This window comes from Ureibacillus chungkukjangi (assembly GCF_003217295.1).
Taxonomy (GTDB): Bacteria; Bacillota; Bacilli; order Bacillales_A; family Planococcaceae; genus Ureibacillus; species Ureibacillus chungkukjangi.
Map to the genome: position 1 here is coordinate 102,638 of NZ_QJTJ01000002.1, position 11,827 is coordinate 114,464.

Here is an 11,827-nt window from a genome sequence, read left to right on the forward strand (position 1 = left end):
TTAACTATTGGCGCTCACTTTATTGCTTATTTAAATGGACTTTGTAAAACTTCCATCCATTTTTTAAAGATTCCTTTATCATTAATCTCTACATCATTTAAATCATTCGTATAAATTTGATAATTATTCTTCCCATTATTCTTTGCAGAATACATTGCTTTATCAGCTGCTTTTATCAAAGTTTCCTTGTCTTCCCCATCATCAGGATACATACTAATTCCTATACTTAGGGATATACTGACACTTTGATTATTAATAGTATATGGCTCGGCAACTAGAGCAATCAATCGTTTTGCAATTTGTTCAATTACTTCTTTTCCTGTTTCTTCAAACATGACGATAAATTCATCGCCACCAATACGTGAAATTACATCCTCTTCCCGGATACAATTATTAATTCTCGATACTACATCTATTAACAACTGATCGCCCGCATCATGGCCGAGTGTATCATTAACCTGCTTAAAATCATCCAGATCGATAAACATAAGCGAAAAATTATGCTGATGACGCTTCGAGCGTACGAGGGCTTTTTGAATTTGTCTATCTAACATCTTTCGATTTGGGATATCTGTTAACTCATCAAAGTAAGCCATTCGTTTCAGTTCAAATTCTAATTCCTTCTGTCTCGTTATATCCTCAAACTGGCCATTTACTTTTTCCAACAGCCCCTCGCTATTTTTAAATGGGTGCGCTTTAAATAGAACCCATTTCTCTCCATCTCCTGGATGGACAATTTTCACTTCTCTTCGAACTATCTTCCCCATTACTAAATCTCTTTGAATCTCTTCCAGGATGGGGATATCTTCTTTATGAACAACCTGTTTTACTATCGTTATATCACTATTGAATTCAGCTTGTGTCAATCCAAGTAACTTTTCAACACCTTTGGAAAAAAGATATTCCTGACTTCTATAGTTAAAAGAAAAGAAGGTAGCCTCATCAAAAGTAGTAAAAAACTGTTCATAGTCCTTATATTTTTTTGTAAGCTCATATTTTTCTTCTATTAGCTGCTCATTTACAGCTTTTATTTTCACATATCGTTCTTTTGTTTTATTAAGATTTATGCCATAATTCATAGAAATGACTATTAGTAGTAAGCTCAGGAGAAGGCTCAGAATAGGTACGGAGCCTGTATGTAAGTAAACAGATAGTATATTGACAAGAGTGATGATAGATATTGAACTGATGATGCTTTTCCCTGATATTTTCATGGATTTTATCCTTCTTTGTTATGCTTCGCTTTATTTTACTCAAAATTACTAGTTCTTGAGTACGTTCAGATAATACATGATGCTTAGAAACTTGTAAATAAATATTTCTCTAAAAAAGCCTGATAATTTTAAAGCCAATCTAGACAGCCAATTTTGAAGATGCACCAACCTAGTCACTTACCTATACCTAAACAAATATTATCCATACTCTAATGATAGTACTTGTATGAATTTACTAGGGAGGTGTCTTTTTGTATTACTATTATCAGCCTCATTACTACCAAACACCATATAATTCTAATACCTATCAGCCTGTTGTTGGAGCTCCATTAAGCAATCATCATTCTATGCATCAACCAGTTCAGCATGCTCAGCCGAACCTTATGCGTTATGTAGCGCAGCGAAACGTAGCACCAGCACAGCGAAACTCAAATCCTCAACCCTCTAATGGATCCCCATCCGCATATCCTGCTGTGGATCCAGAGCTTTTGTACGAATCTGCAAACGAATCGAATAAGCTTATGAAAGAAGCTAGTCTAGTACTCGATAAATTGGCTTCATCTAAGGAATTTGGTGCTAGATTAATGGACGTTGCACAGCATTCCAATACCGAAGAGGTAGAACGTTTAATTCATTCAGTTGGTATTACATCAGACGTTGACATTAAATACAATCCAGATGGTCTAGAGCTTGAGTTTAAGTCAAAGGTTCAAAGTTTAGATTGCTGTAAATTGTCCATTTCCTTACGCTGGCGTTAAGACATATGCCGCTTCTTACAGATGTTTCCCGAGAGCTTAGCTTCCATAGCTAAAAAACAAAGCATTTCGAAATGGAAGTGCTTTGTTTTAACTTATAGACTAATATTCAAAAGAGCTGTTCCTTTTTTAGATCTACTTAAGAAAATCCGGATTGTTTTTCAAGTAATTTTGCCACGCGTTTTTCATTCCTTGCTCGATTACTTCTTTAGTGGCAGTGAGTCTCTTTTCCGTTCCTCCGTAGCCAATTTCCCGTTTTTCACTTCTTAAGCCATCAAATATCCCCGAGATAAACTCATTCAGAGGTGCACCAAATGTATGGAGACCTACCCCACCTAAATCCGTATTTACTGCTGGAGGCAATACCTCTACAACTTCAACATTTGTACTGGCTAGCTGCTCACGTAAAGTAAGCGTAAAGGAGTGCATTGCCGCTTTTGTCGCACTGTAAATTGGCACCCAGGTTCCAGGCTGTACCGCAAGACCGGATGTTATATTAATAATGGCCGCTTCCTTTTGCTTCATAAAATGCTCAATCAATAGCATCGATAAGTGAATTGGCCCTTCAACATTAATGGCAATCTCATTTTGATAATATTTCCAGTCATTTGAGGCATTTAGTAGATTTACTCTTTGCTGGATGCCCGCATTATTGACTAAAACATTTAACTGAGGAAATTCCTTAATAACCCATTCAACCAATTGAATACGTTCGTCTTCCTTTGAAACATCACATGCTCTAGTATGTAGCTGCGGGTATTTTTTCTTTGCTTCAAATAGTTTTTCTTCCCCACGCCCTACTACGATTACTTCGTTTTCTTCCTTTAAAAATTGCTCGGCAAAGGCTAGTCCAATTCCTGATGCCCCACCTGTTATCAAAATTGTGTTACCTGATAATTTCATAATCCCCACTCCAGTTTTAGAATTTAGATTTTGTGCTTTTTAGCTCGCATAATCATTCTCCTCTTAAAGCTATTCCTTTCAAACAAATTCTTCAACAAATGTGAACTGTATTTTGTTCAAATAATTAAGGTTTTCTAAAGCTTTTGTTGGCTATACTCGTGAGGAATGCTTTATAAAAAGGTGGGCCGAATGTGGTGAATTTAGGACAAACAACTATCGAGCTAATATTTGGATTTATAGCACTATTAATTGCTGCCAAAATATTAGGTAAGACACAGATTTCCCAGCTTACTCCCTTTGATTTTATTTCTGCTATGGTACTGGGGGAACTTGTGGGAAACAGTGTTTACGACCCTGAAATAAAGATTTGGTCGATTCTATATGCTTTAATTTTATGGACGGCTTTAATATTCACAGTTGAAAAGCTTACACAGAAATTCCGAGGCTTACGGAGAACCTTTGAAGGAAATCCCTCCATTATCATAAGACAAGGCAAAATTGATAGAGATCAGCTAAAACAAAATCATCTCGATATTGACCAATTGCAGCAAATGCTAAGACAGCAAAAGGATATTTTCTCTATTCGAGAGGTTGAATATATGATTTTAGAGCCCAATGGACAAATCAGTGTCATGAAAAAGCCAAAATATGAATCCCCTACTTTGGAGGATTTAAGCTTGAAACAAAAGCCGGCTTACTTACCAATTACCTTAATTAGTGATGGGATGGTTGTTAAAGATAACTTAAGAGAATCTGGACATGATGAGGAGTGGCTTCTGAATCAGCTAAAAAAGAGGAATGTCACCAAGTTTGAAGATGCCTTGTATGCAGAATGGGTAGAGGATGAAGGGTTTTTCTGCTTAAAAATGAATGGGCAGTAAAGAGAGTTAAAGTCGGTTTCTTTGTTTTGAAGAGCCGACTTATTTTCTGTGTTTATATATATGGTGATAACTATACTAAAAAATTCATGAGAAGCATGCCTAGAATCCAGCCTACAATGCCTCCGACAACACCGGAAACGATTAATGCTAACCCTTGTGATTCGGCTTCGTAATCACGTCTTAACACTACACCAATACATATAGGGATAAACATAAGCAACGGTGCCATTAAGTGACATGTTAATAAGACCACCGATATCCACCCTACCGTTGCGAGAATCTTCTTACCGTTCTTTTGTTCAGCTTCCAACCTTATCAGCTCCTAAAATATGTATAACACTATTCTACCATTTAATTACAAACATTATGATAACCGTTTAGTAATCTCCAAAAATAGAAAAAGACGTCAATCCAATTAGATTAACGTCCCTATATTTATTTCTTTAATATCGGTTTTAAATCCGTTGAGCCTTTAATCATTTCTACAATAAAGACAAACAATGGAATCCCTATAACTAATCCCCATGCACCAAATAATAATTCACCAACCATCAATACCATAAACGTAAAGAAGATAGGTAATTTCATTGTAATGGAGTAGAGTTTTGGATTTAAAATGTAAGATTCAATCGCATGGATAATCATGATGATAACAAAGATGTAAAACACATACATGACGCCCCCGATTTGGAAAGCAATTATCGTCAGTGGAATTAAAGAAATTACCACACCAATAACCGGCATTAACCCTAAGAAGAAGATCATAATTGCTAGCCCTAATATATTGGGGAATCCTAGGATTAATAAGCCAATTACCGTCAAAACAGTGTTTACTGTTGAAATCATTATTTGTACTTTAATAGCTAATCCAAACGTATTTAAAAAGCTATTTCCGAAAAGAACAACCTGGTTAAATACTTTTTCGGTTTGGTTCGTTTTAAAGGACTTACAAAAGATTTTTATCTTATCAATCTCTAAAATAAAGAAGAAGCTTAACAACAGAGCCATAAACGCTTCCAGTAAAAACGTGCTGACATCTCCTATTTTGTCTAGAATCGTGCTGCCAATATCCTTTAAGATTCCTTCCATATCAAGATTTAAGATAAAAGCATATATCTTTTCGGGAATCATATCTCGATATTGCTCAATATGGAATGACGAGCTTTGGACAATAATAGCTGATAATTGACTTATAGCAGATGGGAGATACCGATAACCAGTAGTTCCCACGATAGCTAAAATCAGCAAATACATGAGTACCAAAAGAATCTTCGGACGTTTTAAAGGCTCAGGCAAGATATGTAGCACCTTTACAAATATGGTATAGGCCAAATATGTAATAATAAATGTTAATAATAAAAAGTTTAATGCATTTGCAAAAAAGTACAGGAGACCGATAATGAAAATCATAATGATCCACTTTAAATTTACTTTATCCCTTAACCAACTCATTTTCTATCCCCTTTAATTCACAAATAAATCCTTAAAAAAAGCCTTATTTTAAATCAAAATAAGCGAATCTATTTTTTCAAGAGAAATTTCGTTCATCCTCTAAAATTTCATCGATTTTTTAACAGCGTAGCATGAATAGACCCGTAGAAACAATACTAAAACCTTGCTTTTCGACAAGAATTGCGATTTTTCATAAAATAGACATGATTCTAAAATAACATTTTGATTCCACGATACTTTTGGTAGTTAACAATAGAGGAAAATAGGACTCATGGCTTCTGTTAAAAGCTTTCTTAGTGAGGATAGTTTTTATTTAGTTTATGTTGGAGGTAAGGAGTAGAGAATTAGATTTTGAGGAAGCTGCTGTGTTTTAAACCATATATAGAAAGGAATATGAATACATGATTCATACTCCTCAATTTTAGATATGCTGTTGGTTCTTTTCCAATTCGGCGATTACAGCTGCTACGTGCTCTTCTGTTAAGCCGTGCTTTTCAATGTAGCGATTACGTGGATGCTTTGTGCATTCAAGTGTACAGCCGCCAAGGTGTTTGGCTTCATTTTCCTCTGAGGCTAGAATATGCTTGTTGCATTCAGGGTTGGCACACTTTACGTAGCGCTCACAAGGAGTCCCATCATAGTAATCCTTCCCTACAACAACATGCTCGACTCGGTTGATAGGTACAGTGATTCGCTCGTCAAATACATACATTTGACCATCCCAAAGCTGCCCCTTTGCCACTGGATCTTTACTATATGTTGCAATTCCACCATGTAACTGGCCTACATCCTCGCCAATTCCTTCAGCCTTTAACCAGCCAGAGAACTTTTCGCAACGAATCCCGCCTGTACAATATGTCAACACACGTTTCCCCTCGAAAATTTCTTTGTTCGCTCGCACCCATGCTGGTGTATCTCGGAAGTTCTCTACTTCTGGACGGATTGCGCCACGGAAGTGACCAACATCGTATTCGTATGTGTTTCGCACATCAAGAACCACTGTATCTTCACGCTGCATTTCTTCCATAAATTCAGAGGGAGATAAATAACGCCCTGTACTTTCATGGGGATTAATATCCTCTTCCAAGCCTAAATTCACAAGCTCTGGTCGTGGACGTACACGCATTCTTTTGAAGGCATGCCCCTCTGCCTCATCAATTTTGAAAACAATCCCCTCAAACAAAGGATGATTTTTCATCATATCCATATAGGCATTCGTTTGTTCAACTGTACCTGAAACAGTGCCATTTATTCCTTCATGGGCAACAATAATTCTTCCCATTAAGTCGATGTCCTTACATGCTTGTAAATGCTCTGTCGCAAAAGCCTCGGGATCTTCAATAGTTGTGTAATGATAATATAATAAAATTCGATAATCCATGTTAGTTCCACCTATCATTTATATTTGCAGGATATCCCTGATAGCAAGAAAAGCGCCTCATTCTTACTCAGGCACCAATAAGTTATGTCCTTTTAAGAAATTCATTTTGTTTTCTACATAAGTAAAACAAAATAATCCGAGAGTCTGACCGCTGTAGCTAGACACTTTCAAAAGTATATTTAAATAATATATGAATTGGAGAGAATTCTCTACCGTAAAAAAATACTTGTGTTAAGCTCGGAAGCAAAACACAAGTAAGATAGTTGAAAAATCAATTGTCTATTTAGTTTTTTTCCATCACTGCAAAGTAATTCTCTTCATTATCTGCAAAGTTAAATACTCTGCCAGATGGCATATTAACTATTTCTCCAACTGTAATATTCTTATTTAAAAAGTCATTGTATAGTTGCTCTAGATTCTCTGAAAAAAACATTAAAGATGGGGTACCCAGATTTAATTCTGGAGAAAATTTAGCAATTAATTCCTTATTATGAAGAATAATGCGTGTTTCAGAATCCTTTTGTGGTGAAATTTCAATCCATCGCATTCCTTGACCATTATTCTCTTCTGAAATTACAGTAAATCCTAATTGCTCTGTCCAAAATTTCACAGCCTCATCTTGGTTATTAACATACAACATAATTTGACCAACTTTACTTAACATAAGTGTCCACTCTCTTTCACTTTTTCTCTTCTACTAGCTTTTATTACATTCGAGAAAAGAAAGAGAAATCCTTTTTAAAAACCATTTATTAAACATCAATATTAATATATTTTCCTTACTTTTGGAAAACTTATTATTAGTTTATATACTCTACTTGCCTAGCCTGTCTTGCGTGCATTTTTTTCATAGCAAATCTCGCTATTGGCTGAGCAATCAATAGCTCAATCCAAAATGCTACCCCAAAATTTCTAAACCAGCTGTGAAAGAAATTTTGAAAAGGCTCAAGGCTAATTTGTTTCGTGCCTACCATAGGTCCGATAATTGTAAGAAGAATAGATAATACCGTAACGTTCAATAGAATATTCAATAATACGCGAGCGTTAAATCCATCTGTTTGTCCCATAAACTTCGGCATTACTTTACCCACTACCGGCCCAGCTACTAATCTTACTAATAGAACGACGATAATCCACATAAATGGAATTATCTTAAGTGTTGCTAAATAATTTTCTTTACTAAAACCAAGCTCCAACCCCATAATAATCGGGGCGATAGTGTTTACTGATATGATTGAAATAATTAACATAAATACTATGCCCTCTTTTGAATTATGAGGAAGACGATCTTCCTTATACATATTTTCCCCTCCGAAAATAAAAAATTTCAGATGGTAGACGTATCTTGCGACATATATTTTTGGTTAATAAATTTTCAACCAATATCTCTACACACTGTTTCAACAGTATAACAAGCTTATATGTAATCATGTAAGTTCTAATTTTTATTATTTGTCCTGAATTTATTATTTAGAATCGCACGCCTTAAATCAAAGTAGCCTATCGTTCCACAAATTAATGCGCCAAGTGAAAAGAAAATGGTCCAAAACCAATTTTCTCCCCAATATTGGACTACATTATATAAAAGACCCAATGCAACTACTATTCCAGCATATTTTGCACGCCCACCTTCAAGCCTTGAAGGTTTTCCCTTCTCCATACTCCACCATCCTTTATTACTATGCTTGCATTGACTTTATGCTTTAAAAAATCGGTAAATAAATCTGCACTTCTTCTCCGTCTTCTACGGGGTGATAGGTCTCTATAATATAGGACTCTAGGTTTCTCTTATAGCCTTGCTCTTCTCCCCAATTAATTAGATTAGCATGCAGCGCCCCTATACTAGAGATTTTTCCTCTTGCGGTCATAAATCTTTCATCTACTTCTATAAAATGCATTCCAGCAGGTACATCCTGCAAACGCTCATTTACTATTAACCCTACTAAATACTCTCCTATTTTATGAGCCTGATTTCTTTTAGGCTCAAATAACGCTATTTCTACACCCGTATGGCTCTCGATTTCATCTGACCGACTTAATAATTGTTTGGCGAGCGCCGGTACTTCCTTATCGAAATTTCCAAAGTCTCCTCTACTTTTTAAGCTCACTACTTTAAAATTTTTATTAATAATTTTAAAATCCACTATAATCCTCCCTTTAAAGCATCTATGCTTAAAATTTCTCTTTAAACCTTAAAAAATCCTCCATCAAAAAAAGACAACTGCCTCATTACAAGCAATCGCCTTTTCTTATTTATGGATTTCTTTATTTAATAAATTCGGGATTTCTTCAAAAGGTACAGGCTTACTGTAGAGATAGCCCTGGAAATGCTGGCAACCGAGATTTTTCAAATATTCTAGTTGTCCCACCTCTTCGACACCTTCAGCAATTATTCCTTTTTCTAAGCTTTCTGCCATCAAGATAATCGTTCGTACAATCGCTTCTTGCGCCGAATCATTGATATTTTGTACAAATGATTGGTCGATTTTCAAAGTATTAATAGGAAGTACGCCGAGATAGCTTAAAGAAGAATAGCCTGTTCCAAAATCATCAAGAAATACACCAATTCCTGATGCTCTTAATTGATTTAGCTTTTCAATTATCTTCTCTACATCCTTCATCATAATGCTTTCCGTTAACTCTATTTTGAGATTTTCAGGATTAAAATTCGTTTCCTCTAAAATCTTTTTAAGCTTACTTACGCAGTGATCCTGTTCAAATTGCTTTGTGGATACATTCACAGATAGATATGGCATGTATTCACTATTCTTATATAGTTCGTTAAAAGCTGTGCATGCTGTTCGAACCACCCATTCACCAAGTGGAATAATCAGTCCCGACTCTTCAGCAATAGGGATAAATTCTGCAGGAGAAAGGAATCCTAAAGTCGGATCATTCCATCTTAAAAGTGCTTCGAAGCCAACTATTTTTTTATCATCTACAATCGGCTGATAGTGTAATGTTAACGACTCATTATTCTTAATAGCCTGTCGTAGTGCCTGTAATATATCCAATTTCCTGACAATATCCTCTGAAAAGTCAGTCTGATATATTTTATAAGTGTTTTTTCCATCCTTTTTCGCAGCATTCAACGCCTGATCTGCAAAAGTTATTAGCTTCTCTGGATCTCTTGTATCGTCTGGGTAGATGCTTATTCCAATACTGGCAGTAAGGACGTAGCTTCTTTCCCCTAAAATAATAGGCTGAACAATTTCATCTATTAAGGTTTGGGCTTTGTCTTCAACCAACTCTATAGATGACACATCCTGCAAAAGAATAATAAATTCGTCTCCACCTACTCTTGAAACTATACCTTCTTCACCAACGATATCCTGTAACCTCTCAGCTATTTTCTTTAATACCTTATCTCCATTTGTATGTCCAAGCGTATCATTAATCCATTTAAATTGATCTAAGTCAAAGAAGAGAATCCCAAGTTTTGTACTAGCTTCATCGGCTTTCAAAACGGACTCTTTTAATAGCTGTTCAAGTCGTCTACGATTAGGCAGCTGTGTTAGTTCATCGGTGAATGCCATAAAGACTAATTTCTCTTCGGTTACCCGCTGTTGCTGAATATCTGCAACCATCCCGTTTAGTCGAATAACCTGCCCCGACTCATCAAAAATAGGCGTTGTATAGCTAGATAGCCACTTAACATTGCCATATGCATCAATTATGCGATATTCAAGATTGATTGTATGTCCTTCTGCTAATTTAGATTGCATTGCCAACACTTGGTCACGGTCCTCAGGGTGAATTAATCCCTTCCAGAGTTGAGGGTTTTTTTTAAATTCCTCTTGTGAGTAGCCATAAATCTTTTCACAAGCGGAAGAAACCTGGAAAACTTGCTTATAATCAAAATCACTGGACCATACACAGACATCAATATTATTAAATACACTTTCTAATTCGAGCTTCGTTCTTTCAAGCTCTCTTTGAATTTGTATTTTCTCTGTTATATCTCTTACGATTCCCGCAACTCCTAAAATCTCACCGCCTACAACAATAGGCACTGATGTTACGTATAATTCAATTCTTTTACCTGTTTTATGATTAACCGCTACTTCAAAACTTTTTCTTGTACCATTTTTTAAAACGTCGATGAACGTTCCATTTATGTGTTCTCTATATTCTTCCGCCACTATATCTGAAAAGTAAAGTTTAGAAAATTCCTCGTGAGTATATCCTGTTATGTCCATCGCTCTTTTATTAATGATGATAAATTTCCCACTTTGATCTAATGCATAGCATGGATCAGGGTTAGATTCAAAAAGGGATTTATAGATTGAAAATAAAGCGTCTGAATCTTCATAGATGGGATGCATCTGTACTGCCTCACTTTTAATAATTAGTAGTAACAAAAGAATATATTAGTTCTTATGAATATTCAATTTATTTCTTACGGGAACTCTGTTTAGTAGAGTAAATCAGCTCTTTCACTGTTTAAAATCTCCAATTCCCCATATTTATAAGTTAATTCCTGTTTATAACTGCCCTTCGGAAAGATAAACGTCCAGGGCATGCTTGCTTTTGGTGGAATTGTAAGGGCTGGTAGATTGAAAATCTCTTCTGCAATAGTCTTTCCCTGTATTCTATAAAGTAATCTTGTATTCTCAAAGATGAGTGGATAGTCCATAAAATTATGCACTAACACGGTCACAAGTAATGCTTCTTTATGGTTGATCGCTTCTCTTATAGGCGCACAATAATGTGCAGAATGATTTAAACTTTTTGTCTCATGAAATATTCTTTCTATATTTTGCCGATCATTGGGTGCTAAAGCTTTTTCCCAAGATGCCTCGAATAATAATTGCTGCATATCGTACATCACCTCTTGATTGAAGTGTAACATAAAGAGGTGAGAATTCAGAAACCCTATCTATAGACAAAAGAGCGATAACTATTCTCGTAATCGCTCTATCAAGTGATATTCAAATTTATAATATTTACGTGGTTTGGAGCATAGATAATAGAAAATAGGACGATTAGGATGATAGGAGTTGAATATTAATTGGCACTAGCTTTTTTAGAAAACGTAAAAGAGGTCACTACATTAATACTCTTTATTTCGTGTGTTATTTATCGCAGGCAGCTGAAGCTTACAAAATGGAAAAGGAAGCTGACTAAAGGCGAGATGGCCATGTATTTAATCACTTCCATTACGATTCCGATATATGCCCTTGCTTATTTGATGATTATGTTTGGGGTAGAGTGAAGCTAGGTTTTGAGTAATGGGTGGGA

14 protein-coding genes are annotated in these 11,827 nt (G+C 35.6%); 3 read left to right on the top strand and 11 right to left on the bottom strand.

Features of this window, described 5'->3' with window-relative positions; genetic code table 11:
- Positions 1 to 26 precede the first annotated feature (26 nt).
- Positions 27 to 1,214 (bottom strand): sensor domain-containing diguanylate cyclase, encoded by a 1,188-nt coding sequence (locus BJ095_RS02265; RefSeq protein WP_107931908.1) that lies wholly within the window; start codon positions 1,212 to 1,214, stop codon positions 27 to 29.
- 251 nt (positions 1,215 to 1,465) lie between these two features.
- Between BJ095_RS02265 and BJ095_RS02270 the strand changes: the two genes are divergently transcribed.
- The gene (locus tag BJ095_RS02270) at positions 1,466 to 1,972 is read left to right on the top strand and encodes a hypothetical protein (protein WP_107931906.1); all 507 of its coding nucleotides are present in this window, start codon (positions 1,466 to 1,468) and stop codon (positions 1,970 to 1,972) included.
- A gap of 132 nt (positions 1,973 to 2,104) precedes the next feature.
- Here the strand turns inward: BJ095_RS02270 and BJ095_RS02275 are convergent, their stop codons facing one another.
- Entirely contained in the window at positions 2,105 to 2,872 is a 768-nt protein-coding gene (locus BJ095_RS02275) for an SDR family oxidoreductase (RefSeq protein WP_107931905.1), read from the bottom strand.
- 191 nt (positions 2,873 to 3,063) lie between these two features.
- Between BJ095_RS02275 and BJ095_RS02280 the strand changes: the two genes are divergently transcribed.
- Complete coding sequence (locus tag BJ095_RS02280; protein ID WP_107931903.1) at positions 3,064 to 3,753, top strand: DUF421 domain-containing protein; 690 nt, start codon at positions 3,064 to 3,066, stop codon at positions 3,751 to 3,753.
- 70 nt (positions 3,754 to 3,823) lie between these two features.
- On the opposite strand, the gene BJ095_RS02285 is transcribed toward BJ095_RS02280, so the two are convergent.
- The 9 genes from BJ095_RS02285 to BJ095_RS02325 all read right to left on the bottom strand — a co-directional run bounded on the left by BJ095_RS02285 (position 3,824) and on the right by BJ095_RS02325 (position 11,405).
- Positions 3,824 to 4,063: a hypothetical protein gene (locus BJ095_RS02285; RefSeq protein WP_107931902.1), complete on the bottom strand. Its 240-nt coding sequence runs from the start codon at positions 4,061 to 4,063 to the stop codon at positions 3,824 to 3,826.
- Between the two features lie 125 nt (positions 4,064 to 4,188).
- Complete coding sequence (locus BJ095_RS02290; RefSeq protein WP_107931900.1) at positions 4,189 to 5,205, bottom strand: AI-2E family transporter; 1,017 nt, start codon at positions 5,203 to 5,205, stop codon at positions 4,189 to 4,191.
- A 421-nt stretch (positions 5,206 to 5,626) separates the two neighbouring features.
- Positions 5,627 to 6,586 (bottom strand): oxygen-dependent tRNA uridine(34) hydroxylase TrhO, encoded by a 960-nt coding sequence (trhO, locus tag BJ095_RS02295; RefSeq protein ID WP_107931898.1) that lies wholly within the window; start codon positions 6,584 to 6,586, stop codon positions 5,627 to 5,629.
- Between the two features lie 283 nt (positions 6,587 to 6,869).
- Positions 6,870 to 7,250 (bottom strand): VOC family protein, encoded by a 381-nt coding sequence (locus BJ095_RS02300; protein ID WP_107931896.1) that lies wholly within the window; start codon positions 7,248 to 7,250, stop codon positions 6,870 to 6,872.
- A 136-nt stretch (positions 7,251 to 7,386) separates the two neighbouring features.
- The gene (locus BJ095_RS02305; protein ID WP_107931894.1) at positions 7,387 to 7,887 is read right to left on the bottom strand and encodes a hypothetical protein; all 501 of its coding nucleotides are present in this window, start codon (positions 7,885 to 7,887) and stop codon (positions 7,387 to 7,389) included.
- A 137-nt stretch (positions 7,888 to 8,024) separates the two neighbouring features.
- Positions 8,025 to 8,246 (bottom strand): hypothetical protein, encoded by a 222-nt coding sequence (locus tag BJ095_RS02310; RefSeq protein ID WP_107931892.1) that lies wholly within the window; start codon positions 8,244 to 8,246, stop codon positions 8,025 to 8,027.
- Between the two features lie 43 nt (positions 8,247 to 8,289).
- Positions 8,290 to 8,730 (bottom strand): GyrI-like domain-containing protein, encoded by a 441-nt coding sequence (locus BJ095_RS02315; protein WP_107931891.1) that lies wholly within the window; start codon positions 8,728 to 8,730, stop codon positions 8,290 to 8,292.
- 105 nt (positions 8,731 to 8,835) lie between these two features.
- The gene (locus BJ095_RS02320) at positions 8,836 to 10,947 is read right to left on the bottom strand and encodes an EAL domain-containing protein (protein ID WP_146223189.1); all 2,112 of its coding nucleotides are present in this window, start codon (positions 10,945 to 10,947) and stop codon (positions 8,836 to 8,838) included.
- A gap of 53 nt (positions 10,948 to 11,000) precedes the next feature.
- The gene (locus tag BJ095_RS02325) at positions 11,001 to 11,405 is read right to left on the bottom strand and encodes an SLAP domain-containing protein (RefSeq protein WP_107931887.1); all 405 of its coding nucleotides are present in this window, start codon (positions 11,403 to 11,405) and stop codon (positions 11,001 to 11,003) included.
- A 192-nt stretch (positions 11,406 to 11,597) separates the two neighbouring features.
- Between BJ095_RS02325 and BJ095_RS02330 the strand changes: the two genes are divergently transcribed.
- A complete protein-coding gene (locus tag BJ095_RS02330; protein ID WP_107931885.1) occupies positions 11,598 to 11,801 on the top strand; it encodes a hypothetical protein in 204 nt (67 codons plus the stop codon).
- Positions 11,802 to 11,827 lie beyond the last annotated feature (26 nt).

Excerpts from the sequence above, each read along its gene's own strand:
- BJ095_RS02265 (WP_107931908.1), bottom strand. The coding sequence starts at position 1,214 with ATGAAAATATCAGGGAAAAGCATCATCAGTTCAATATCTATCATCACT.
- BJ095_RS02305 (WP_107931894.1), bottom strand. The coding sequence starts at position 7,887 with ATGTATAAGGAAGATCGTCTTCCTCATAATTCAAAAGAGGGCATAGTA.
- BJ095_RS02290 (WP_107931900.1), bottom strand. The coding sequence starts at position 5,205 with ATGAGTTGGTTAAGGGATAAAGTAAATTTAAAGTGGATCATTATGATT.
- BJ095_RS02275 (WP_107931905.1), bottom strand. The coding sequence starts at position 2,872 with ATGAAATTATCAGGTAACACAATTTTGATAACAGGTGGGGCATCAGGA.
- BJ095_RS02310 (WP_107931892.1), bottom strand. The coding sequence starts at position 8,246 with ATGGAGAAGGGAAAACCTTCAAGGCTTGAAGGTGGGCGTGCAAAATAT.
- BJ095_RS02325 (WP_107931887.1), bottom strand. The coding sequence starts at position 11,405 with ATGCAGCAATTATTATTCGAGGCATCTTGGGAAAAAGCTTTAGCACCC.
- trhO (WP_107931898.1), bottom strand. The coding sequence starts at position 6,586 with ATGGATTATCGAATTTTATTATATTATCATTACACAACTATTGAAGAT.
- BJ095_RS02300 (WP_107931896.1), bottom strand. The coding sequence starts at position 7,250 with ATGTTAAGTAAAGTTGGTCAAATTATGTTGTATGTTAATAACCAAGAT.